Here is a 23,335-nt window from a genome sequence, read left to right on the forward strand (position 1 = left end):
CGGCGGCCTGTAAGCCGTTGTTCCGTGTCAGTGGAGGCGCATTATAGGGAGTTCTTCGGCGGTGACAAGAGGAAATTTGAAAAAACTTTCTGACCGTGTCTTTTTTCACCAAAACCTGCGTTATCAAGTCATAAATTGTTCTATTTGATGTATTTGCAGCCACAATCACGCTTCAGATGGCATACTTACCCGCATGAACTATTAAGGAAAAAGAGCGATGCCCTTAAGCGCACAACAGCTGGCAGCACAAAAAAACCTTTCTTATGTGCTGGCAGAAAAGCTGGCTCAGCTGATCTTAGCGGGTAAATATGCCCCGGGTTGCATCCTGCCTGGTGAAATGGAACTGGGTGAGCAGTTTGGCGTTAGCCGTACCGCCGTTCGCGAAGCGGTGAAAACCTTAACGGCAAAAGGCATGGTGCTGCCGCGTCCGCGCATTGGCACACGCGTGATGCCGCAGGCGAACTGGAACTTTCTCGATCAGGAGCTGCTCGCGTGGTGGATGACCGAAGAGAATTTCCATCAGGTCGTCGACCACTTCCTGGTGATGCGCAGCAGTCTTGAGCCTCAGGCCTGTCTGCTGGCCGCCACGCTCGGCAGCGCGGAGCAAAAAGCCGAGCTGAACACCTTAATGGAAGAGATGGTGTTCCTGAAGAAGCATTTTAACCGCGAACGCTGGGTTGAGGTGGATATGGCCTGGCATGAACATATCTATACGATGAGCGGTAATCCGTTCCTGACCTCGTTTGCCTCCCTCTTCCATTCGGTGTACCACACCTATTTCACTTCTATTACCCAAAACGACGTGGTGAAGCTGGATCTGCACCAGGCCATTGTTGATGCCATTCAGGACAGCGACGGTCAGCGCGCGCTGATGGCGTGTCAGGCATTGCTGGCCGCCCCAAACCACCAGCAGGTAGATAAATGACAGAGAAAAAAGCACGCAGCATGGCCGGACTGCCGTGGATTGCCGCCATGGCTTTCTTTATGCAGGCACTGGACGCCACCATCCTTAACACCGCGCTGCCCGCCATCGCACAAAGCCTAAACCGCTCTCCGCTGGCGATGCAGTCCGCCATTATCAGCTACACCCTGACGGTCGCAATGCTTATCCCGGTCAGCGGCTGGCTGGCCGATCGCTTCGGCACACGCAAAATCTTTATGCTGGCGGTCACGCTGTTCACGCTCGGTTCGCTGGCCTGCGCCCTGTCGACGTCGCTTAGCGAGCTGGTTATCTTCCGCGTGATCCAGGGGATTGGCGGAGCGATGATGATGCCCGTCGCGCGTCTGGCGCTACTGCGCGCCTACCCGCGCAGCGAGCTATTGCCTGTGCTTAACTTTGTGACCATGCCGGGGCTGGTCGGTCCGATATTAGGGCCAGTTCTCGGCGGCGTGCTGGTCACCTGGGCAAGCTGGCACTGGATCTTCCTGATAAACATCCCGATAGGCGTTGCAGGGCTGTTCTATGCCCGCAAATATATGCCGAACTTCACCACGCCGAAACGCAGCTTCGATATGGGCGGCTTTTTCCTGTTTGGCCTGAGCCTGGTGCTGTTCTCCAGCGGTATGGAGCTGTTCGGCGAGAAAATCGTGGAAACGTGGATTGCGCTCGGCGTGATCACGACGGGTATTGTGCTGTTCCTTCTTTATATACGTCATGCGCGCCGCCACCCGACGCCGCTTATCTCGTTATCCCTCTTTAATACCCGAACCTTCTCGGTTGGCGTGGCGGGGAATATCGCGTCACGTCTGGGTACCGGCTGCGTGCCGTTCCTGATGCCGTTAATGTTGCAGGTCGGGTTTGGCTATCCGGCGCTGATTGCGGGCTGCATGATGGCCCCGACGGCAATGGGATCGATTCTGGCGAAGTCGACGGTGACGCAGGTGCTGCGCTGGTTTGGCTATCGTAAGACGCTGGTCGGCGTGACGGTCTTTATCGGGCTGATGATTGCGCAGTTTTCGCTGCAATCTGCCGCGCTGCCGGTGTGGATGCTGATCCTGCCGCTGTTTGTGCTGGGCATGGCGATGTCGACGCAGTTTACATCGATGAACACTATTACCCTTGCGGATCTGACCGATGAGAATGCCAGCAGCGGAAACAGCGTTCTGGCGGTGACTCAGCAGCTGTCGATCAGCCTCGGGGTTGCCGTGAGTGCCGCAGTGCTGCGCTATTACGAAGGTTTTGACAGCGCCAATACCGTCGAGCAGTTCCACTATACCTTTATTACCATGGGCGCCCTGACCGTGGTGTCTGCCTTAGTCTTTATGCTGTTAAAACCGAAAGATGGCCAAAACCTGATAAAAGAGCGACACAAGGAAAAAGCTAGGCCGAACCGCGTTCCATCAGAACAGGAGTAAGCTGCAAACGCTGCTGTTGCAGCGCGGGCTGGGCCATTCGATGGATGAGCACATCAATGGCCAGCTCGCCGAGTTCATCTTTCGGCTGATGGATAGTCGTAAGCGGCGGCGTCATGTAGCGCGCCAGCTCGATATCGTCATAGCCAATCACCGCCATATCGCACGGGACGCTTAACCCGGCCTGATACAGCGCCTGATAAGCGCCGAACGCCATCGCATCGTTACCGATAAACACCGCCTGCGGACGTTGCTTCTGCGTCAGCAGCGTTTGCATCGCCTCATAGCCGCCGTTGAATTCGAAATCCCCGGTAATGCGGTATCCGTCCGGAACAGACAGTCCGGCGCGCGACATTGCGGAAAGGTAGCCCTCAAGACGCAGGCGCGCCGGGGTTTTATCCAGCGGGCCGGTGATGCAGGCGATCTGCGTGTAGCCTTTGTCGATCAGGTATTGCGTCGCGATATCGCCGCCCAGCAGGGAGTTGTCCTGAATCAGGTCGCTGGTTCCGTCGAACGGCGCCCAGTCCATCATCACCGTGGGAATAGACGGATAGCGCTGGATAATCTCTTTTGAAGGCTGATGGGTTTCGGTGCACAGCAGCAGCAGCCCGTCGACCCGCTTTTGCATCAGCGTTTCGAGATTCCGGTTCATGCGCTGCTCGTCGCCTTCGGTGTTGCACAGCACCAGGCTGTAGCCCCGCTCGAAGCAGCTGCGCTCGACGCCGCGCACGAGTTCGGAATAAAAGGGGTTGGTACTGGCGGTAATGAGCATCCCGATGGTGCGGGTCTGATTGAGCTTCAGGCTGCGGGCCAGCGCCGACGGCGCATAGTTGAGTTCTTTTACTGCGGTTTCGACTTTTTCCCGTATCGCCTCGCTGACGAAACGATCGTTATTGATAACGTGGGAAACGGTCGACGTTGAAACGCCCGCCATGCGGGCGACATCTTTCATCGTGGCCAAGCGTTACCTCTGCTGACTCAGGAATTCATCAATCTCGTTACGCCACGGAACGGAAGGCTGCGCGCCTTTGCGCGTGACCGCAATTGCGGCGGCAGCATGGGCAAAGCGAATGGCTTCATCCCTCTCTTTGCCTTCCAGCAGCGCCGTCACCAGCGCGCCGTTAAAGGTGTCGCCTGCCGCAATGGTATCGATCGCTTTCACCTTAAAACCCGGTACGCGACTGCCCTTGCCGTTGACGCTGGCCCACACGCCGCGGCTGCCGAGGGTAATGATCACGGTGCCGATACCTTTATCGTGCAGCGCGTTTGCCGCCCGCGCGGCGTCATCGTCATTTTCAACGCGAATGCCGGTCAGCTTTTCCGCTTCGGTTTCGTTCGGGGTGATGATGTCCACCAGCGCCAGCAGCTCGTCTGATAATACACGGGCCGGGGCGGGATTAAGTACGACAGTCGTATGATTTTCATGGGCAATGCGGGCCGCCGCCAGCACGCTTTCAACCGGGGATTCTAGCTGCATCAGCAGCGCGTCCGCACGCGCAATGATTTCGCGCTGGGCATTAACACGCTGGGTGGTTAATGCCGCGTTGGCACCCGCATGAATACCGATAACATTCTCACCTTCCGCGTTGACGAAAATCAGCGCCACGCCCGTAGATTTCCCCGCCACAACGCTGACCGGCGCGATGTCGATATTATCGCTCGCCAGCTGTTCGCGTACGCGCTCACCCGTGTCGTCATCCCCCGTACAGGCGATAAAGGCAATGTTTGCCCCACTGCGCCCGGCGGCAACGGCCTGGTTTGCCCCTTTACCGCCGAACGCCACCTGATAGTGATTACCGGTGACGGTTTCGCCCGGCGTCGGGAAGGATTCAAGGTTAAGAATGTGATCGGCATTGATACTGCCAAGGACGACGAGGTTGCCTGCGGTTTTCATGTATGAGGTGTCCATCTGAGAGCGCCACCGGGGTTAACCGGTGGCGTATGCCACACTTTTCTTTGTATGTTGTCCATCAGGCCGCCGGTGACGGCCCGAATCGCATATTACTGCTTAATGACCAGCTTCAGGTCAACGGGATATTTGGCCTGAACTTTTTCGCCTTTCAGCACTTTGTCAGCAGTCTGAACACCTGTAGCACCAATCTGCTCAGGCAACTGAGCAATGGTCGCAGCCAGTTTGCCATCATTTACTGCTTTTTCACCATCCGGAGTGCCGTCAAATCCGACAACCATCACATCTGTTTTACCCGCAGTTTGCAGAGCACGCAGCGCACCCAGCGCCATTTCGTCGTTCTGCGCGAATACGGCCTTCACGTCAGGATGGGCGGTCAGCAGGTTCTGCATGACGTTCAGACCTTTAGTACGGTCGAAATCGGCAGGCTGGCTGGCCAGAACGTTAAACTTGTGCGCAGCAACGGCCTGCTGGAAGCCTTCACCGCGTTCACGGGCTGCGGAAGTCCCGGCAATACCCTGAAGCTCGATAACCTTCGCGCCTTCACCCGCTTTCTTCGCGATGTAGTCACCGGCGATTTTGCCGCCCAGCACGTTGTCAGACGCAATGTGGCTCACCACCTCGCCTTTCGTCGCCTGACGGTCCAGGGTGATGACCGGGATCTTCGCCTGGTTTGCCATCTTTACGGCGTTACCTACCGCGTCGGAATCGGTTGGGTTGATCAGCAGGATTTTGGTGCCGCGAACGGTTAAGTCCTGCACGTTAGCCAGCTCTTTTGCCGGGTTGTTCTGGGAGTCCAGCACCACCAGGTTATAGCCCAGCTTGTCGGCTTCTTTCTGCGCACCATCCTTCAGGGAAACGAAGAACGGGTTGTTCAGGGTGGAGACAACCAGCGCGATGGTGTCTTTTGCCATTGCGTTAGCACTTACGGTTGCGCTCAGCGCGACAGCAGAAACCAGGGTAGCCAGTTTTTTCATGTTCATATCTAAGATGTCCTGTAGTGTCGTCAGTTACTGTTTTTTGTTGTCTACCAGTACCGCCAGCAAAATCACCACCGCTTTAACGATCATCTGGTAATAGGAGGAAACACCTAACAAATTCAAACCATTATTCAGGAAACCGAGGATCAGTGCGCCGATCAAAGTCCCAACAATGCGACCTTTGCCGCCCGCCAGGCTTGTCCCGCCCAGAACCACTGCCGCAATGGCATCCAGCTCATACCCCGTACCCGCCGTTGGCTGCGCGGAAGAAAGACGCGCCACTTCGATGATGCCCGCAAGCGACGCCAGCAGGCCGCACAGGGAGTACACGATAATTTTGACTTTATTGACGCTGATGCCGGACAGACGCGTCGCCGCTTCGTTACCCCCCAGCGCGTAGATATAGCGGCCCAGGCGGGTGTGGTGCAGCATGTACCACGCCGCCAGGAAGACGATTGCCATGATCCACACCGGCGTCGGGATCCCCAGCGGACGACCGATACCGAACCAGCCAAACAGATCGGCATTATCCGTGAAACCGGTATTGATGGGGCTACCGTTGGTGTACACCATGGTCACCCCGCGCAGCAGCAGCATCATCACCAGCGTGGCGATAAACGCCTGCACCCGGCCCTTCGCCACAATCACCCCGGTCACGGCACCGATCGCCGCGCCCGCAGCCAGCGCAGCTGCAACGGCCACCAGCGCGTTGACTTCAATCCCTACAATCGAAGCCGCAATCGCGCCGGTGAGCGCCAGCAGGGAACCGACGGACAGGTCGATACCCGATGTCAAAATCACCAGCGTCATCCCCACCGCCATAATGGCGTTCACGGAGGTCTGCTGGAGAATGTTGAACAGGTTATTTACGGTAAAAAAGTTCGGGCTCATGGTGGAGACAATCGCGATCAGCACCAGCAGGGCAATCAGCGATTTTTGTTCCAGCAGCCATGCCTTAGTGAAATAACGGCGACCAGAAACAGCCTGGGTAGTCATCTTCTTACTCCTGATTCACGCGATTTAGCTTGCCCACAGCGGCAGCCATCAGAACTTCCTGGGTGGCCTGCTCGCGAGTGAATTCACCGCCGAGATGCCCTTCATGCATGACGATAATGCGATCGCTCATGCCTAATACTTCTGGCATCTCGGAAGAGACCAGAATGATGCTCAGGCCGTCGGCCTTGAACTGGTTAATGAGCTGGTAGATCTCTTTTTTCGCGCCGACGTCCACGCCGCGGGTGGGCTCATCGAGGATCAGCACCTTCGGGCGCGTCATCAGCCCGCGCGCAATCGCCACTTTCTGCTGATTCCCGCCGGACAGCAGCCCGATGGCCTGCTCCATCGACGGGGTTTTGACGTTAAAGAGGCGGATAAAATCGCTGACCGCCTGCTGCTCGTCTTTATGCTTGAGGGTGCCGCCGGAATGGCTGAAATAGCGCAGCGCGGTGAGGGACATGTTCTCTTTTACCGACATGCCAAGCACCAGGCCGTCGCGCTTGCGGTCTTCGGAGATATAAACGATGCCGTTCGCCAGGCCATCCTGCGGCGAGCGGGTCACCACTTCATGGCCGTCCAGCGTCACGTAACCGCTGGTGCGCGGCAGCGCGCCGTAGAGCACCTTCATCAGTTCGGTACGGCCCGCGCCCATCAGGCCCGCTACGCCAAGGATTTCGCCCTGACGCAGGGTGAAGCTGACGTCGTTCACCCCCGGCCCGCAGAGGTTATCCACCTTCAGGCGAATTTGGCCCGGCGCTTTGTCCAGGTGCGGGTACTGGTCTTCGAGCTTACGTCCCACCATCATTTCGATCAGCGTATCTTCGGTCAGCGTCGCCACTTCGCGTTCAGCAATAAACTGCCCGTCGCGGAAGACGGTCACGTCGTCGCAGATTTCAAAGATCTCTTTCATGCGGTGAGAGATATAGACAATGCCGCGCCCCTGGGCTTTTAGCTCGCGGATGACGCGGAACAGGGAGTCGGTTTCGGTATCGGTGAGGGCGTCGGTCGGCTCATCCATAATGATGACCTTCGACTCAAAGCTCAGCACCTTCGCGATTTCCACCATCTGCTGATCGCCGATGGAGAGATCGCCCACCAGGCGGTCGCTCTTAAAGCGCAGGTTCAGCTTCGCCAGCAGTTTGTCCGCTTTGGCGTACATGGTTTTCCAGTCGATTTTGCCAAACCGGTTCACGAACTCGCGGCCGAGGAAGATATTTTCCGCAATGGTGAGCTGCGGGATCAGGTTCAGCTCCTGGTGGATAATGCCGATCCCCGCTTCCTGAGAAGATTTGGGTCCGTTGAAGGTGGTCTCTTTGCCCAGCCAGACGAGCGAGCCCGCATCGCGCTGATAGATGCCGGTCAGGACTTTCATCATGGTGGATTTGCCGGCGCCGTTTTCGCCCACCAGCGCCATGACGCGCCCGGCATAGACGTTCAGCGCCGCGCCGGAAAGCGCTTTTACGCCCGGGAACGACTTATCGATCCCTTTGAGTTGCAGTAATGCGTCCATGATGGCCTCAGAAGGTGACGCCAGCACAGAGAATGATATTCGCATACGGGGAACACTCCCCGCTGCGAATCACCGCCTGACTGTCTGCGGTTTGTTGTTTGAAGTGCTCGTGCGTTGTGTAACGAATTTCAATGGTGTTTCCCTGGTGTTGTTGCAGTTGCTCAATGTGGCTGAGCAACGTTTCGTGGAGTTGCGGATTATGTTCTTTGATTTCCGCCGCGAGAATGGCTGCCTCAACCTGCATCTCTGCCGTGACCACCTCCAGTACCTGCATAAACGAAGGAACGCCCTGCGTTAACGCCATATCAATACGGGTTGTGCTGCGCGGAACCGGTAAGCCTGCATCGCAAACCACCAGCGTATCGGTATGCCCCAGACGGGAGATTACCGATGAGATTTCTGAATTGAGTACCGTGCCTTTCTTCATTTCTTCGCTCCACTAGCGAAACGTTTCGCTGAATTGAGTTTAATCTCAATAGTGGTCAGAAAACCAACATGACGTAACGGAATTGTGATCGACGTCGAAACGTTTCGCTAAGTGAAATATTTGGCGGGAAATTGCCCGGCGGCGCTTCGCTTGCGCGGGCCTACGGGTTTAGTAGGCCGGGTAAGCGAAGCGCCACCCGGCATTTGCGGAAGGTGTTAAATCTCGACCTGTGTTCCCAGCTCAATCACGCGGTTAGGCGGGATCTCGAACTGGTCAGGCGCGCGCAGGGCGTTGCGCTGCAAAATCAGGTACAGCTTGCCGCGCAGGCGCAGATACCACGGACGTTTGCCAATAATCAGCGACTCGTGCGACATAAAGAACGACGTTTCCATCATCCGGCAGCTTAACCCTTCCAGACCGCAGCGGTGGAATACCTCTTCCACATTCGGCGTTTCGCGCCAGCCGTAGCTCGCCACCACGCGCCAGAAGGTTGGCGACAGCTGCTCAATCTGCACGCGGCGAACGTTATGCACGTACGGCGCATCTTCGGTACGCAGGGTCAGCAGGATAACGCGCTCGTGCAGCACTTTATTGTGCTTGAGGTTGTGCATCAGCGCGAACGGAATGACGTTCAGCGCGCGAGACATATACACCGCCGTACCCGGTACGCGCACCGGCGGGGATTTTTCCAGGGAAGCGATCATCGCCTCCAGAGAGTTCCCGTGCTCATGCATACGACGCAGCAGGCGGAAGCGCTCGCTCTTCCAGGTGGTCATCACGATGAACATCACCAGACCCAGCGTCAGCGGCAGCCAGCCGCCGGAGACAATCTTGTCGAGGTTCGCGGAGAACAGCGGAATGTCGATGCAGAGGAAGCCCACCAGGATCAGCGCCACGAGGAATTTATTCCAGTGCCAGTTACGGTACGCCACGGTGGTAGACAGAATCGACGTCAGCACCATCGTCCCGGTGACCGCAATCCCGTAGGCCGCCGCCAGGTTGCTCGAATGTTCGAAGCTGACGATGACAATCACCACGGCAAAGTAGAGCAGCCAGTTGATGAACGGAATGTAGATCTGCCCGGACTCCATTTCCGAGGTGTGGATGATGCGCATTGGCGAGAGATAGCCCAGACGCACCGCCTGACGGGTCAGGGAGAAGACGCCGGAAATAACCGCCTGGGATGCGATAACGGTCGCCAGGGTGGCGAGGATCAGCATCGGCACCAGCGCCCAGTCGGGTGCCAGCAGGAAGAACGGGTTCTTAATCGCTTCCGGGTGCTTAAGCAGCAGCGCGCCCTGACCAAAGTAGTTCAGCACCAGCGAAGGCAGCACCACGGTAAACCACGCCACGCGAATCGGCAGCTTGCCGAAATGGCCCATGTCCGCATACAGCGCCTCGACGCCGGTGATAGACAGCACCACCGCGCCCAGCGCCACGAAGGACACGACTTTATATTCAAGGAAGAAATGCACCGCCCACATCGGGTTCAGGGCGTGAAGGACATCAGGGTTGGCAATGATACTGCGCAGGCCCAGCGCCGCCAGGATCAGGAACCACGCCAGCATAATAGGCGCAAAGAGTTTACCCACCAGCCCGGTGCCGTGCTTTTGGATTGCAAACAGCAGCGTCAGCACGATGATGGCGAGCGGGACGACCCAGGTATCAAGCTGCGGCGCGACAATCTCCAGCCCCTCGATGGCCGACATCACCGAAATCGCCGGCGTTATCACGACCTCGCCATAGAAGAAGCTGCCGCCGATCAGTCCAATGATCACCAGCACCGACGTCATTCTGGGGGTCGTATTGCGTCCGGCAAGGGACATCAACGTGAGGATACCGCCCTCGCCTGCGTTATCAGCACGCATAACAAAGGAGAGATACTTAACAGAAACAACCAGGATCAGCAGCCAGAAGATGAGTGACAAAAAGCCAAACACGGCGTCACGTTCTACACCAAAGCCAAACTGACCGGACAGACATTCACGAAGCGTATAAAGCGGGCTGGTGCCGATATCACCGTAGACAACCCCTATCGCTGCAAGCGTTATTGCGGGTAATGATTGCTTTTTATCAGTGCTCATAGACTAGTCTTTTCGTTTGAATAACAAATGTGTGCTTAGTCCCTTGGCCCACAAAAAGCGCACAGTATGCACGATTCGTTGCGAAATCGTACCCCTAAATGCTACCTCGTTAATTTAGCGCAAAGAAAATAGCGCCGCACTTCAGTCTATTACCAGCCCAGACCGAAACGTCTATACTCGCTTCAATTAGCCACCGCGACGGCGAAAGGATGCAAAACTATTGTGGCTCACTCACATTTATTAGCAGAAAGAATTTCCCGCCTCAGCAGCGCGCTGGAGAAAGGCCTCTACGAGCGTAGCCACGCCATTCGCCTCTGTTTACTGGCGGCGCTGAGCGGCGAAAGCGTCTTTTTGCTTGGCCCGCCGGGGATCGCCAAAAGCCTGATTGCCCGCAGGCTGAAGTTTGCGTTTCAGAATGCGCGCGCGTTTGAATACCTGATGACCCGCTTCTCCACGCCGGAAGAGGTGTTCGGCCCGCTCTCCATTCAGGCCCTGAAAGATGAAGGGCGCTATCAGCGTCTGACGGCCGGGTATCTGCCGGAAGCCGAGATTGTGTTTCTCGATGAGATCTGGAAAGCCGGTCCGGCCATTCTGAACACCCTGCTCACCGCCATCAACGAACGACGCTTCCGTAACGGCGCGAGCGAAGAGAAAATCCCGATGCGCCTGCTGGTAGCCGCCTCCAACGAACTGCCCGAGGCGGACAGCAGCCTTGAAGCGCTGTATGACCGTATGCTTATCCGCCTGTGGCTCGACAAGGTGCAGGACAAAGCGAACTTCCGCTCTCTGTTGATTAGCCAGCAGGATGAAAACGAGAACCCGGTTGCGGCCTCGCTTCAGGTCTCGGACGAGGAGTATCACCAGTGGCAGCAGGATATCGGCAAAATTGCGCTGCCCGATGCCGTCTTTGAGCTGATCTTCATGCTGCGCCAGCAGCTCGACGTGCTGCCTTCTGCGCCCTATGTTTCCGATCGTCGCTGGAAAAAAGCGATCCGCCTGTTGCAGGCCAGCGCCCTGTTCAGCGGTCGCGATGCGGTTGCGCCTATCGATCTGATCCTGCTTAAAGACTGCCTGTGGCACGACGCCGAAGGGATGAACCTGATGCAGCAGCAGCTTGAAATATTGATGACCGGGCAAGCCTGGGGTCAGCAAGCGATGCTCAATCAGCTCGGCGCCATTACCCAGCGCCGCCTTCAGCTCCAGCAGCAGCAAAGCGATAAAACCGCGCTCAAGGTAACCCGTCTGGGCGGCATGTTCGCCCGCAAGCCGCACTACGAGCTGCCTGCCGATCTGACCGACACCACGCTGACCCTTCTGCTCCAGCAGCCGCTGAAGCTGCACGATATGCAGGTGGTACACATTACGATTGAGCGCGAGGCGCTGTCGCAGTGGCTCGACAAGGGTGGCGATATTCGCGGCAAGCTCAACGGCATCGGATTTGCCCAACAGCTGAATATGGAAGTGGACACCAGCCAGCATCTGGTGATCCGCGATATCAGCCTGCAAGGCTCCAGGCTGGCGCTGCCGGGGTCGGCGGCGGACAGCGTGCCGGAGGAGATCAGGCAGCAGCTGGAGGCGCTCGATACCGAATGGCACCAGCAGCACACCCGCTTTAGCGAGCAGCAAAAATGCCTCTTTATTCACAGCGACTGGTTAGGGCGTATTGAAGCCAGCCTCCAGGACGTGAGCGCACAAATTAAACAGGCGCGTCAATGCTGACGCTGGATACGCTCAACGTCATGCTGGCGGTCAGCGAGGACGGGCTGATCGAAGAGGTCATCATTACCCTGCTGGCCTCCCCTCAGCTGGCCGCCTTTTTCGAGAAGTTCCCTAAGCTCAAAAAGGCGATGACGGACGATCTCCCGCGCTGGCGGGATAATCTGCGTAAGCGGTTAAAAGAGACCGAGGTTCCCCCGGAACTCACCGAAGAGGTGACCTGTTATCAGCAGTGCCAGCGCCTTTCGACGCCGCAGTTTATCGTTCAGCTTCCCCAAACCCTGACCCTGCTCGATAAAGTCCACTCCCCCTTTGCCAGCCAGGCCAGATCGCTGGTCACTGAAAACGCCACCTTTACGCCCGCGCTGCATACCCTGTTTTTACAGCGCTGGCGCCTGAGCCTGGTGGTGCAGGCCACGACGCTTAATCAGCAGCTGATGGAAGAGGAGCGCGAGCAGCTGTTAAGCGAAGTTCAGGAGCGGATGACCCTGAGCGGCCAGCTTGAGCAGGTGCTGGTGGAGAACGATAACGCCGCCGGTCGCCTGTGGGACATGAGCGCCGGCCAGCTGCGGCGCGGTGATTATCAGCTGATCGTCAAATACGGCGATTTTCTGACGCAGCAGCCAGAGCTGATGCAGCTTGCCGAGCAGTTGGGCCGCTCGCGTGAGGCGAAGTCGGTGCCGAAAAAAGACGCGCCGATGGAAACCTTTCGCACGCTGGTGCGCGAGCCGGCGACCGTCCCGGAGCAGGTCGACGGCTTGCAGCAGAGCGATGATATTTTGCGTCTTCTGCCCACCGAGCTGAGCACGCTGGGGTTAACCGAGCTTGAGTATGAGTTTTACCGACGGCTGGTGGAGAAGCAGCTGCTGACCTACCGGCTGCACGGCGAAGCCTGGCACGAAAAAATCAGCCAGCGTCCGGTGGTGCATCAGGATTTTGACGAGCAACCGCGCGGGCCGTTTATCGTCTGCGTGGATACGTCCGGTTCCATGGGCGGTTTCAATGAACAATGCGCGAAGGCCTTTTGCCTGGCGCTGATGCGCGTCGCACTCGCCGACAGACGGCGCTGCTTTATTATGCTGTTTTCCAGCGAAGTGGTGGGCTACGAGCTGACCGGGCAGCAGGGGATCGAGCAGGCGATCCGCTTCCTGAGCCAGCGTTTTCGCGGCGGCACGGACATGGCAAGCTGTTTTCGCGCCATTATCGAACGTATGCAGGGCGGCGACTGGTATGACGCCGATGCGGTGGTGATTTCGGATTTTATCGCCCAGCGGCTGCCGGATGAGGTGGTAAATAAAGTGAAGACGCTACAGCGGGATCACCAGCACCGTTTTCACGCGGTGGCGATGTCTGCAAATGGAAAACCCGGCATCATGCGCATCTTCGATCATATCTGGCGCTTTGATACCGGGTTGCGTAGCCGCCTGCTCAGACGCTGGCGACGCTAATTAAAGAAGAGAACCGACGCTCTCACGCACCTGCTGTGGCCATACGCCGCACTGAACCTGCCCGATATGCGAAAGCTGAAGCAGCAGCATCGTCAAACGGGACTGGCCAATACCGCCGCCAATCGTCTGCGGCATTTCACCGCGCAGCAGCGCCTGGTGCCACTCCAGCTGTAAGCGATCTTCATCACCGGTTACCGCCAGCTGGCGTTTCAGCGCGTCGGCATCCACGCGGATCCCCATAGAAGAAAGCTCGAAGGCATCTTCCAGAACCGGGTTCCAGACCAGAATATCGCCGTTCAGACCGGCCAGTTCGCTCTCGCCTGCGGTGCTCCAGTCATCATAATCCGGGGCGCGCACGTCGTGGCGTTTGCCGTCAGACAGTTTACCGCCAATGCCAATCAGGAATACCGCGCCCAGTTCTTTGGCGATCGCACGTTCACGGCCTTTCGCGTCCAGATCCGGGAAACGGCTCAGCAGATCCTGGCTGTGAACAAAGTGGATCGTTTCTGGCAGGAACGGTGCCAGACCAAACTCTTTGCTTACCGCGGCTTCGGTGGCTTTGATCCCGGCATAGATGGCCTCAACGGTGGATTTCAGCGTACCGATATGGCGCTCGCCGTCACCCATTACGCGCTCCCAGTCCCACTGGTCAACGTAGACGGAGTGGATCGGCGTGAGGCGATCTTCATCGGGGCGAAGGGCTTTCATGTGCGTGTACAGCCCTTCGCCCGCGCTGAAGTCGTGTTGTCCCAGGGTTTGACGCTTCCACTTCGCGAGTGAATGAACCACTTCGAACTGGGCGTCTGGCAGTGTTTTCACCTTCACCTGTACCGCTTTTTCGCAGCCAGACAAGTTATCCTGCGTCCCGTCACCCACGCGGCTTAAGATGGGCGCCTGTACTTCAATCAGCCCAAGCTTATCTTCCAGCTGGCGTGAAAAATGGGATTTAACGAAACTGATCTGGCGTTGTTTTGCAATGTAAGCGGTTTTCATTTTTATACTCCTGCGTCCTGTTGGTGATGATTAAGCAACAGAAATGGCACTCAATTCAATAATCCAACAACAAAAAGCCTTCATCACTTTTGATTCATTAATTTAAAGCGCTAAAATAGAAGGATTCATTAATCTTCATAAGAAAAAGCTATGGAAAATTATCAGATCGACAATCTGGACCGCGGCATCCTTGAGGCGCTGATGGCCAATGCTCGTACCGCCTATGCGGAACTGGCGAAACAGTTCGGGGTGAGCCCGGGAACCATTCACGTTCGCGTAGAGAAGATGAAGCAGGCGGGGATCATTACCGGCGCGCGGATTGACGTCAGTCCTAAACAACTCGGCTATGACGTCTGCTGCTTTATTGGCATCATTCTTAAGAGCGCGAAAGACTATCCCTCGGCGCTGGAAAAGCTCAACGCCCTTGATGAGGTCACAGAGGCCTACTACACCACCGGGCACTACAGCATCTTTATAAAGGTCATGTGCCGATCGATTGATGCGCTCCAGCAGGTACTTATCAACAAGATCCAAACAATCGATGAAATTCAGTCCACCGAGACTCTGATCTCCCTGCAAAACCCGATCATGCGTACTATCCGCCCGTGATCGGGCAATTTCATTCCCACATTTTCCACAGGTAGATCCCAGCTCGTTCACAGCGTACAATGGCCGCCTCTTTATATGAGCGAGCGATCAATGGCAGACATTACTCTTATCAGTGGCAGCACCCTGGGCGGCGCGGAATACGTTGCAGAGCATCTGGCCGAAAAGCTGGAAGATGCCGGTTTTTCCACACAAACCCTGCACGGGCCGTTACTGGAAGATCTCCCGACTGACGGGCTCTGGCTGCTGATCACCTCTACGCACGGTGCGGGCGATATCCCGGACAACCTGCAACCTTTATATGATGAGTTACAGGAACAGCAGCCGGATCTGTCAAACGTCCGTTTTGGCGCGATCGGGATCGGTAGCCGTGAATATGACACCTTCTGCGGTGCGATAGAGAAAGTTGAAGCCGCAGTGACCGCCTGTAAGGCAAAACAGATCGGCGAAACGCTCAAGATCAACGTCCTCGAACACGACATTCCGGAAGATCCAGCAGAGATTTGGCTGGACGAGTGGAAAAATTTACTCAAAAACGATTAAAGATCGTGCGATCAGATGTGGATAACTCTGGTTAAAAGCTCGTATTAACCCGTAGTTATCCATATAACAACCGTTGCTTCGTTTTTGACCTGTGGATAAAGCAGCGATCTGATCCCAGCTTATACTGTCCAGGATCACCGATCATTCACAGCAAACGATCCTTTCTAACCTCATGATCTTCTTTATGAGATCGGACTTATCCACACGATCGTCCGATCCTAATAAGAGATCACAATAGAACAGATCTCTAAATAAAAAGATCTTCTTTTTAATAGCCCAGGATCCCAATGCTTTCTCGAAAGACTAAAGTTGAGTAGAATCCACGGCCCGGGCTTCAATCCATTTTCAAACCGCTTTACGCGAGGCAGACCACCATGTTTTATCAGGATCCTTTCGACGTCATTATCATTGGCGGGGGTCATGCAGGCACTGAGGCCGCAATGGCCGCAGCGCGTATGGGTCAGCAGACCCTGCTTTTGACACACAATATCGACACGCTGGGACAAATGTCCTGTAATCCGGCGATTGGCGGCATTGGGAAAGGACACCTGGTTAAAGAAGTGGATGCACTTGGCGGCCTGATGGCGAAAGCGATCGATCGTGCAGGCATTCAGTTTAGGATACTAAACGCGAGTAAAGGCCCCGCTGTCCGCGCCACCCGTGCCCAGGCAGACCGCGTGCTTTACCGCGAGGCCGTGCGTACCGCGCTGGAGAACCAGCCGAACCTGATGATCTTCCAGCAGGCCGTGGAAGATCTTATCGTTGAGAACGATCGTGTTGTCGGCGCCGTGACCCAGATGGGGCTCAAATTCCGCGCCAAAGCGGTTGTGCTGACCGTCGGGACCTTCCTCGACGGCAAGATCCATATCGGGCTGGATAACTACAGCGGTGGCCGTGCAGGCGATCCGCCGTCGATCCCGCTTTCTCGCCGTTTACGCGAACTGCCGCTGCGCGTCAGTCGCCTGAAAACCGGTACGCCTCCGCGTATCGATGCGCGAACCATTGATTTCAGCGTGCTGGCTCAGCAGCATGGCGATAACCCAATGCCGGTCTTCTCGTTCATGGGTAATGCGGCGCAGCATCCGCAGCAGGTGCCTTGCTACATCACGCACACCAACGAAAAAACCCATGACGTGATCCGCAATAACCTCGATCGCAGCCCAATGTATGCGGGCGTGATCGAAGGGATCGGCCCACGCTACTGTCCGTCGATCGAAGACAAAGTGATGCGCTTTGCCGATCGTAACCAGCACCAGATCTTCCTGGAGCCGGAAGGGCTGACCTCAAACGAAATTTACCCGAACGGCATCTCCACCAGCCTGCCGTTCGACGTGCAGATGCAAATTGTTCGCTCAATGCAGGGCATGGAGAACGCCAGAATCGTGCGTCCAGGCTACGCTATTGAGTACGATTTCTTCGATCCGCGTGACCTGAAGCCAACGCTGGAGAGCAAATTTATCCAGGGGCTGTTCTTTGCCGGGCAGATCAACGGCACCACCGGTTACGAAGAAGCCGCTGCGCAGGGCCTGCTGGCCGGTCTTAACGCCGCGCGCTTCTCTGCCGAGAAAGAGGGCTGGGCGCCAGGCCGTTCCCAGGCCTATCTGGGCGTGCTGGTGGACGATCTCTGCACTCTGGGCACCAAAGAGCCGTACCGTATGTTTACGTCCCGCGCGGAATATCGCCTGATGCTGCGCGAAGACAACGCCGATCTGCGTCTGACCGAAATGGGTCGTGAGCTGGGCCTGGTCGATGACGAACGCTGGGCGCGCTTTAACGAGAAGCTGGAGCGCATCGAGCAGGAACGCCAGCGCCTGAAAACGACGTGGGTGAACCCGTTAACCGAATCCGTAGCCGAAGTGAACGCTAACTTAACCGCGCCACTTTCGCGTGAGGCCAGCGGTGAAGATCTGCTGCGTCGTCCTGAAATGACCTACGACAATTTGGTGAAAATGACGGCGTTCGCGCCGGGTCTTGAAGACGCGGAAGCGGCCGAGCAGGTCGAAATTCAGGTGAAGTACGAGGGTTACATCGCGCGTCAGCAGGATGAGATTGAAAAACAGCAGCGCAACGAAAATACGCTGCTGCCAGAGATGCTGGACTATCGTCAGGTGACTGGCCTTTCCAACGAAGTGATCGCCAAGCTTAACGATCATAAGCCTGTGTCGATCGGCCAGGCGTCACGTATCTCCGGCGTCACGCCTGCCGCGATCTCGATTCTGCTGGTGTGGTTGAAAAAACAAGGCATGTTGCGCCGCAGCGCGTAATTGACATTGTTTTTGGCGGGTGGCGCTTCGCTGACCCGCCCTACTTATTCGTAGGCCCGGTAAGCGGCAGCGCTATCGGGCGAAAAATCTCTTAACAGGTATTCACCGTGCTCAACAAACTCTCTCGTCTGCTGGATGAAGCAGGTATTTCGCTCACCGATCACCAGAAAACTCAGCTGGTGGCCTATGTCGATATGCTGCACAAATGGAACAAAGCGTACAACCTGACCTCCGTACGCGACCCCAACGAGATGCTCGTTCGCCATATTCTGGATAGCATCGTGGTGGCACCGCATCTGAGCGGTGAGCGCTTTATCGATGTTGGTACGGGTCCGGGCCTGCCGGGCGTTCCGCTGTCGATTGTACGTCCTGACAGCCACTTCACGCTGCTGGACAGTCTGGGCAAGCGCGTGCGCTTCCTGCGACAGGTTCAGCATGAGCTGAAGCTTGAAAACATCACGCCCGTGCAGAGCAGGGTAGAGGAGTTCCCGGCAGAGCCGCCGTTTGACGGGGTGATCAGCCGTGCGTTTGCGTCACTCAATGACATGGTGAGCTGGTGTAAGCATCTGCCCGCGGAGAACGGCCGTTTTTATGCACTGAAAGGTCAGCTGCCAGGTGAAGAAATCGACCAGCTTCCGGCCGGTTTTGTAGTGGAATCTATTGAGAAATTAAGGATTCCTCAGCTCGATGGCGAGCGTCATCTGGTGATTATTAAGGCAAACAAATTTTAAAAATTAAATAAAAAATGTGGAATTTGTGCTGTTCTTAGAGTGTTAAAAAACAGCACAAGTCATAGGGTTCTTCTGAAGGTAATTTAACCGTATTGTTACCGGGGATTTTCTTCAGATTAACCTTAGAGGCATGATTGCCATGATGGATAGTCAACTCTGAAAATATCAGTCTGCTAAAAGTGAAAAGTCGAAATAAGACTCAGATGTTAAATATTTATTAAGAATGTCAATAAAAGGTTTTTGTTGTATACAGGGCTGTTTTGAAAATAGTTACATTATTTTTTCTTTAATATCATAAAGATGAAATAAACCGATTTACGGCTTTGATAAATACAACCTTATCGTAAATGTGTATTTTGTGATCTCGTGCACGCTTTATCGTCAACGTTTTCGCGCGGTTTGCAGTTTTACCCGAAGGTCGACGGATTCGCGAAAAGTTAAAAAATAGCGGTGGGGAAAAATATTTAAACATTTATTCACCTTTTCGCTACTTAATGTTTGAAATCACGGGTACGCACCGTATAATTTGACCGCTTTTTGATGCTTGACTCTGAGCCTTAAAGGACGTTTTATACGACACGCGACATACCTCGAAGGGAGCAGGAGTAAAAACGTGATGTCTGTGTCGCTCTTGAGTAGAAACGTTGCTCGTAAGCTTCTGTTCATTCAGTTTCTGGCTGTGATAGCAAGTGGACTGCTGTTTAGCCTCAAAGACCCCTTCTGGGGCATCTCCGCCGTATGCGGGGGTTTGGCGGTTGTTCTGCCAAACGTGTTGTTTATGATTTTTGCCTGGCGTCATCAGGCGCATACACCAGCCAAAGGCCGCGTGGCCTGGTCCTTCGCTCTCGGCGAAGTGTGTAAGGTGTTGCTGACCTTTGCTCTACTGGTGATGGCGCTGGCGGTTTTGAAAGTGGTCTTCATGCCGCTGATAGCAACGTGGGTTTTGGTGCTGGTGGTACAAGTTCTGGCTCCAGCTGTAATCAATAACAAAGGGTAAAAGGCATCATGGCTTCAGAAAATATGACGCCGCAGGATTACATAGGTCACCATCTGAATAACCTTCAGATGGACCTGCGTACATTCTCGCTGGTCGATCCGCACAACCCCCCGGCCACCTTCTGGACGATCAACATCGACTCCATGTTCTTCTCGGTGGTTTTGGGTCTTCTGTTCCTGGCCATTTTCCGCGGTGTTGCTAAAAGAGCGACCAGCGGTGTTCCAGGGAAATTCCAGACCTTCATCGAAATGATCATCGGCTTCGTCCATGGCAGCGTGAAAGACATGTATCACGGCAAGAGCAAGCTGATTGCTCCGCTGGCGTTGACCGTGTTTGTCTGGGTCTTCCTGATGAACCTGATGGACCTTCTGCCTATCGATTTCCTGCCGTGGATTGGCGAACATGTCCTCGGTCTGCCTGCGCTGCGCGTGGTTCCGTCCGCTGACGTGAACATTACGCTTTCGATGGCGCTGGGCGTGTTTATCCTGATTCTTTTCTACAGCATCAAAATGAAAGGCGTAAGCGGCTTTGTGAAAGAGCTTACCTTGCAGCCGTTCAACCACTGGGCGTTTATTCCGGTCAACCTGATCCTGGAAGGCGTTAGCCTGCTGTCCAAACCTGTTTCACTGGGTCTGCGACTGTTCGGCAACATGTATGCGGGTGAGCTGATTTTCATTCTGATCGCGGGTCTTCTGCCGTGGTGGTCACAGTGGATTCTTAATGTGCCATGGGCCATTTTCCACATCCTGATCATTACGCTGCAAGCCTTTATCTTCATGGTTCTGACGATCGTCTATCTGTCGATGGCGTCTGAAGAGCACTGATTTTTTACCAACACTACTACGTTTTAATTGAAACAAACTGGAGACTGTCATGGAAAACCTGAATATGGATCTGCTGTACATGGCTGCCGCTGTGATGATGGGTCTGGCGGCTATCGGTGCTGCGATCGGTATCGGCATCCTCGGGGGTAAATTCCTGGAAGGCGCAGCGCGTCAACCGGATCTGATTCCTCTGCTGCGTACTCAGTTCTTTATCGTTATGGGTCTGGTGGATGCAATCCCAATGATCGCTGTAGGTCTGGGTCTGTACGTGATGTTTGCTGTCGCATAGTAGTTGTTTTAAAACCCCAAGCCACAGAAATTTAAGAGGTATTGTGCTGTGAACATGAACGCAACAATCCTCGGCCAGGCCATCGCGTTTATTCTCTTTGTCTGGTTCTGTATGAAGTATGTATGGCCGCCGTTAATGGCTGCCATCGAAAAACGTCAGAAAGAAATCGCTGACGGTTTGGCTTCCGCAGAACGCGCTAAGAAAGATTTGGACCTTGCACAGGCCAACGCGACAGACCAGCTGAAAAAAGCGAAAGCGGAAGCTCAGGTAATCATTGAACAGGCTAACAAACGCCGTTCTCAGATCCTGGACGAAGCCAAAGCTGAAGCAGAACAGGAACGTACTAAGATCGTGACACAAGCTCAGGCGGAAATTGATGCCGAGCGTAAACGTGCTCGTGAAGAACTGCGTAAGCAGGTTGCGATTCTGGCTGTTGCTGGCGCCGAGAAGATCATCGAACGTTCCGTGGATGAAGCTGCTAACAGCGACATCGTGGACAAACTTGTCGCTGAACTGTAAGGAGGGAGGGGCTGATGTCTGAATTTGTTACGGTAGCTCGCCCCTACGCCAAAGCAGCTTTTGACTTTGCTGTCGAACACCAAAATGTCGATCGCTGGCAGAACATGCTGGCGTTTGCCGCTGAGGTGACGAAAAACGAACAAATGGCCGAGTTGCTGTCTGGTGCTTTAGCGCCTGATACCCTCGCCGCGTCGTTTATCGCCGTGTGCGGAGAGCAACTGGATGCCAACGGCCAGAACCTGATTAAGGTGATGGCTGAAAATGGTCGTCTGCGTGTGCTCCCGGATGTTCTCGAGCAGTTTGAGCACTTACGTGCCCTTAGTGAAGCCACCGCAGAAGTCGAAGTGACTTCCGCGACTGAACTGAGTGAAGAACAGCTTGCGAAAATCACCGCCGCGATGGAAAAACGTCTGTCACGCAAAGTTAAGCTGAATTGCAAAATCGATAAGTCTGTAATGGCAGGCGTAATCATCCGTGCGGGTGATATGGTCATTGATGGCAGCGTACGCGGCCGTCTTGAGCGCCTTGCAGACGTCTTGCAGTCTTAAGGGGACTGGAGCATGCAACTGAATTCCACCGAAATCAGCGAACTGATCAAGCAGCGCATTGCTCAGTTCAATGTTGTGAGTGAAGCTCACAACGAAGGTACTATTGTTTCTGTAAGTGACGGTGTTATCCGCATCCACGGCCTGGCCGATTGTATGCAGGGTGAGATGATTTCCCTGCCGGGTAACCGTTACGCTATCGCACTGAACCTGGAGCGCGACTCTGTAGGTGCTGTTGTGATGGGTCCATACGCTGACCTCGCCGAAGGCATGAAGGTGAAGTGTACTGGCCGTATTCTGGAAGTGCCGGTTGGCCGTGGCCTGCTGGGTCGCGTTGTTAACACCCTGGGTGCCCCAATCGACGGTAAAGGTCCGGTTGAGCACGATGGCTTCTCTCCAATCGAAGTTATCGCACCAGGCGTTATCGACCGTCAGTCCGTTGATCAGCCAGTGCAGACTGGTTATAAGTCCGTTGATGCCATGATCCCAATCGGTCGTGGTCAGCGTGAACTGATCATCGGTGACCGTCAGACCGGTAAAACCGCAATGGCTATCGACGCCATCATCAACCAGCGCGATTCCGGCATCAAATGTGTGTACGTGGCTATCGGCCAGAAAGCGTCCACCATTTCTAACGTGGTTCGTAAACTGGAAGAGCACGGCGCACTGGCTAACACCATCGTTGTTGTGGCGACTGCCTCTGAATCTGCTGCACTGCAATACCTGGCGCCATATGCCGGTTGCGCAATGGGCGAATACTTCCGTGACCGCGGTGAAGATGCGCTGATCGTATACGATGACCTGTCTAAACAGGCTGTTGCTTATCGTCAGGTTTCCCTGCTGCTCCGTCGTCCACCTGGACGTGAAGCATTCCCGGGCGACGTATTCTACCTCCACTCTCGTCTGCTGGAGCGTGCATCCCGCGTTAACGCGGAATACGTCGAGAACTTCACCAAAGGTGAAGTGAAAGGTAAAACCGGTTCTCTGACCGCTCTGCCGATCATCGAAACCCAGGCGGGTGACGTTTCTGCGTTCGTTCCGACCAACGTAATTTCCATTACCGATGGTCAGATCTTCCTGGAAACCAACCTGTTTAACTCCGGTATTCGTCCGGCAGTTAACCCGGGTATCTCCGTATCGCGTGTTGGTGGTGCAGCTCAGACCAAGATCATCAAGAAACTGTCCGGTGGTATTCGTACCGCGCTGGCACAGTATCGTGAACTGGCAGCGTTCTCTCAGTTCGCTTCCGATCTGGATGAAGCAACCCGTAAACAGCTGAGCCACGGTCAGAAAGTGACCGAGCTGCTGAAACAGAAACAGTATGCCCCTATGTCTGTTGCACAACAGGGCCTGGTGCTGTTCGCGGCTGAACGCGGTTACCTCGAAGATGTGGAACTGGCGAAAATCGGTAGCTTCGAAGCCGCTCTGCTGGCTTACGTCGACCGTGATCACGCTCCGCTGATGCAAGAGATTAACCAGTCCGGTGGCTATAACGACGAAATCGAAGGCAAGCTGAAAGCTATCCTCGATTCCTTCAAAGCAACCCAGTCCTGGTAATCGTCCGGCGGCTTGTCTCAGGACAGGCCGTCTGGCATTGAGGAG

At 55.3% G+C, this 23,335-nt stretch carries 22 protein-coding genes; 14 read left to right on the forward strand and 8 right to left on the reverse strand.

What is annotated here, in order from left to right:
* The first annotated feature begins 217 nt into the window (after positions 1-217).
* Both ACSVHP_RS10965 and mdtD read left to right on the forward strand, forming a co-directional pair.
* Positions 218-925, forward strand: coding sequence for a FadR/GntR family transcriptional regulator (locus ACSVHP_RS10965; protein WP_447551916.1), 708 nt, complete (start codon positions 218-220; stop codon positions 923-925).
* Entirely contained in the window at positions 922-2,355 is a 1,434-nt protein-coding gene (gene mdtD, locus ACSVHP_RS10970) for a multidrug transporter subunit MdtD (protein WP_447551917.1), read from the forward strand. Before ACSVHP_RS10965 ends, mdtD begins: the two co-directional genes overlap by 4 nt.
* Here mdtD and rbsR read toward each other — a convergent pair.
* The 7 genes from rbsR to kup all read right to left on the reverse strand — a co-directional run bounded on the left by rbsR (position 2,321) and on the right by kup (position 10,258).
* Complete coding sequence (rbsR, locus tag ACSVHP_RS10975; RefSeq protein WP_447551918.1) at positions 2,321-3,313, reverse strand: ribose operon transcriptional repressor RbsR; 993 nt, start codon at positions 3,311-3,313, stop codon at positions 2,321-2,323. The genes mdtD and rbsR overlap by 35 nt on opposite strands.
* Before the next feature lie 3 nt (positions 3,314-3,316).
* Positions 3,317-4,246 (reverse strand): ribokinase, encoded by a 930-nt coding sequence (gene rbsK, locus ACSVHP_RS10980; RefSeq protein ID WP_447552037.1) that lies wholly within the window; start codon positions 4,244-4,246, stop codon positions 3,317-3,319.
* 107 nt (positions 4,247-4,353) lie between these two features.
* On the reverse strand, positions 4,354-5,244 hold the full coding sequence (rbsB, locus tag ACSVHP_RS10985; RefSeq protein WP_148420337.1) for a ribose ABC transporter substrate-binding protein RbsB: 891 nt from the start codon (positions 5,242-5,244) through the stop codon (positions 4,354-4,356).
* Between the two features lie 27 nt (positions 5,245-5,271).
* Positions 5,272-6,237 (reverse strand): ribose ABC transporter permease, encoded by a 966-nt coding sequence (gene rbsC, locus ACSVHP_RS10990; RefSeq protein ID WP_234673752.1) that lies wholly within the window; start codon positions 6,235-6,237, stop codon positions 5,272-5,274.
* 4 nt (positions 6,238-6,241) lie between these two features.
* Positions 6,242-7,747: a ribose ABC transporter ATP-binding protein RbsA gene (gene rbsA, locus ACSVHP_RS10995; RefSeq protein ID WP_447551919.1), complete on the reverse strand. Its 1,506-nt coding sequence runs from the start codon at positions 7,745-7,747 to the stop codon at positions 6,242-6,244.
* 7 nt (positions 7,748-7,754) lie between these two features.
* Entirely contained in the window at positions 7,755-8,174 is a 420-nt protein-coding gene (rbsD, locus tag ACSVHP_RS11000; protein ID WP_234673750.1) for a D-ribose pyranase, read from the reverse strand.
* A gap of 215 nt (positions 8,175-8,389) precedes the next feature.
* Positions 8,390-10,258 (reverse strand): low affinity potassium transporter Kup, encoded by a 1,869-nt coding sequence (kup, locus tag ACSVHP_RS11005; protein WP_234673749.1) that lies wholly within the window; start codon positions 10,256-10,258, stop codon positions 8,390-8,392.
* 222 nt (positions 10,259-10,480) lie between these two features.
* Here kup and ravA point away from each other — a divergent pair, with 222 nt between their 5' ends.
* On the forward strand, positions 10,481-11,977 hold the full coding sequence (gene ravA / locus ACSVHP_RS11010; RefSeq protein WP_447551920.1) for an ATPase RavA: 1,497 nt from the start codon (positions 10,481-10,483) through the stop codon (positions 11,975-11,977).
* On the forward strand, positions 11,971-13,422 hold the full coding sequence (gene viaA / locus ACSVHP_RS11015; RefSeq protein ID WP_234673747.1) for an ATPase RavA stimulator ViaA: 1,452 nt from the start codon (positions 11,971-11,973) through the stop codon (positions 13,420-13,422). The genes ravA and viaA overlap by 7 nt, the downstream gene beginning before the upstream one ends.
* On the opposite strand, the gene asnA is transcribed toward viaA, so the two are convergent.
* Complete coding sequence (gene asnA, locus ACSVHP_RS11020; protein ID WP_447551921.1) at positions 13,423-14,415, reverse strand: aspartate--ammonia ligase; 993 nt, start codon at positions 14,413-14,415, stop codon at positions 13,423-13,425.
* A 150-nt stretch (positions 14,416-14,565) separates the two neighbouring features.
* Between asnA and asnC the strand changes: the two genes are divergently transcribed.
* The 10 genes from asnC (at position 14,566) to atpA (ending at position 23,290) form a co-directional block, all read left to right on the forward strand.
* On the forward strand, positions 14,566-15,024 hold the full coding sequence (asnC, locus tag ACSVHP_RS11025) for a transcriptional regulator AsnC (RefSeq protein WP_003862383.1): 459 nt from the start codon (positions 14,566-14,568) through the stop codon (positions 15,022-15,024).
* Positions 15,025-15,114: 90 nt separating this feature from the next.
* The gene (mioC, locus tag ACSVHP_RS11030; RefSeq protein ID WP_234673745.1) at positions 15,115-15,564 is read left to right on the forward strand and encodes an FMN-binding protein MioC; all 450 of its coding nucleotides are present in this window, start codon (positions 15,115-15,117) and stop codon (positions 15,562-15,564) included.
* A 374-nt stretch (positions 15,565-15,938) separates the two neighbouring features.
* Positions 15,939-17,828: a tRNA uridine-5-carboxymethylaminomethyl(34) synthesis enzyme MnmG gene (gene mnmG / locus ACSVHP_RS11035; protein ID WP_447551922.1), complete on the forward strand. Its 1,890-nt coding sequence runs from the start codon at positions 15,939-15,941 to the stop codon at positions 17,826-17,828.
* Between the two features lie 107 nt (positions 17,829-17,935).
* On the forward strand, positions 17,936-18,559 hold the full coding sequence (gene rsmG, locus ACSVHP_RS11040) for a 16S rRNA (guanine(527)-N(7))-methyltransferase RsmG (RefSeq protein WP_447551923.1): 624 nt from the start codon (positions 17,936-17,938) through the stop codon (positions 18,557-18,559).
* A gap of 616 nt (positions 18,560-19,175) precedes the next feature.
* Positions 19,176-19,556, forward strand: a complete 381-nt coding sequence (gene atpI / locus ACSVHP_RS11045; protein ID WP_008500194.1) for a F0F1 ATP synthase subunit I — start codon at positions 19,176-19,178, stop codon at positions 19,554-19,556.
* An 8-nt stretch (positions 19,557-19,564) separates the two neighbouring features.
* Positions 19,565-20,380 (forward strand): F0F1 ATP synthase subunit A, encoded by an 816-nt coding sequence (gene atpB / locus ACSVHP_RS11050; protein WP_234673742.1) that lies wholly within the window; start codon positions 19,565-19,567, stop codon positions 20,378-20,380.
* A gap of 49 nt (positions 20,381-20,429) precedes the next feature.
* Entirely contained in the window at positions 20,430-20,669 is a 240-nt protein-coding gene (gene atpE, locus ACSVHP_RS11055) for a F0F1 ATP synthase subunit C (RefSeq protein ID WP_000429386.1), read from the forward strand.
* A gap of 48 nt (positions 20,670-20,717) precedes the next feature.
* Positions 20,718-21,188, forward strand: a complete 471-nt coding sequence (gene atpF / locus ACSVHP_RS11060) for a F0F1 ATP synthase subunit B (protein ID WP_014072436.1) — start codon at positions 20,718-20,720, stop codon at positions 21,186-21,188.
* Between the two features lie 14 nt (positions 21,189-21,202).
* Entirely contained in the window at positions 21,203-21,736 is a 534-nt protein-coding gene (gene atpH, locus ACSVHP_RS11065; RefSeq protein ID WP_234673741.1) for a F0F1 ATP synthase subunit delta, read from the forward strand.
* 12 nt (positions 21,737-21,748) lie between these two features.
* Positions 21,749-23,290: a F0F1 ATP synthase subunit alpha gene (atpA, locus tag ACSVHP_RS11070; RefSeq protein ID WP_234673740.1), complete on the forward strand. Its 1,542-nt coding sequence runs from the start codon at positions 21,749-21,751 to the stop codon at positions 23,288-23,290.
* Positions 23,291-23,335: the final 45 nt, after the last annotated feature.

Source organism: Enterobacter sp. 186315 (genome assembly GCF_053290175.1).

Coding starts and splice junctions, on each gene's coding strand:
- ACSVHP_RS10965 (WP_447551916.1), top strand. CDS start 218: ATGCCCTTAAGCGCACAACAGCTGGCAGCACAAAAAAACCTTTCTTAT.
- mdtD (WP_447551917.1), top strand. CDS start 922: ATGACAGAGAAAAAAGCACGCAGCATGGCCGGACTGCCGTGGATTGCC.
- rbsK (WP_447552037.1), bottom strand. CDS start 4,246: ATGAAAACCGCAGGCAACCTCGTCGTCCTTGGCAGTATCAATGCCGAT.
- rbsB (WP_148420337.1), bottom strand. CDS start 5,244: ATGAACATGAAAAAACTGGCTACCCTGGTTTCTGCTGTCGCGCTGAGC.
- rbsC (WP_234673752.1), bottom strand. CDS start 6,237: ATGACTACCCAGGCTGTTTCTGGTCGCCGTTATTTCACTAAGGCATGG.
- rbsA (WP_447551919.1), bottom strand. CDS start 7,747: ATGGACGCATTACTGCAACTCAAAGGGATCGATAAGTCGTTCCCGGGC.
- rbsD (WP_234673750.1), bottom strand. CDS start 8,174: ATGAAGAAAGGCACGGTACTCAATTCAGAAATCTCATCGGTAATCTCC.
- kup (WP_234673749.1), bottom strand. CDS start 10,258: ATGAGCACTGATAAAAAGCAATCATTACCCGCAATAACGCTTGCAGCG.
- viaA (WP_234673747.1), top strand. CDS start 11,971: ATGCTGACGCTGGATACGCTCAACGTCATGCTGGCGGTCAGCGAGGAC.
- asnA (WP_447551921.1), bottom strand. CDS start 14,415: ATGAAAACCGCTTACATTGCAAAACAACGCCAGATCAGTTTCGTTAAA.
- asnC (WP_003862383.1), top strand. CDS start 14,566: ATGGAAAATTATCAGATCGACAATCTGGACCGCGGCATCCTTGAGGCG.
- mioC (WP_234673745.1), top strand. CDS start 15,115: ATGGCAGACATTACTCTTATCAGTGGCAGCACCCTGGGCGGCGCGGAA.
- mnmG (WP_447551922.1), top strand. CDS start 15,939: ATGTTTTATCAGGATCCTTTCGACGTCATTATCATTGGCGGGGGTCAT.
- atpI (WP_008500194.1), top strand. CDS start 19,176: ATGTCTGTGTCGCTCTTGAGTAGAAACGTTGCTCGTAAGCTTCTGTTC.
- atpB (WP_234673742.1), top strand. CDS start 19,565: ATGGCTTCAGAAAATATGACGCCGCAGGATTACATAGGTCACCATCTG.
- atpE (WP_000429386.1), top strand. CDS start 20,430: ATGGAAAACCTGAATATGGATCTGCTGTACATGGCTGCCGCTGTGATG.
- atpH (WP_234673741.1), top strand. CDS start 21,203: ATGTCTGAATTTGTTACGGTAGCTCGCCCCTACGCCAAAGCAGCTTTT.
- atpA (WP_234673740.1), top strand. CDS start 21,749: ATGCAACTGAATTCCACCGAAATCAGCGAACTGATCAAGCAGCGCATT.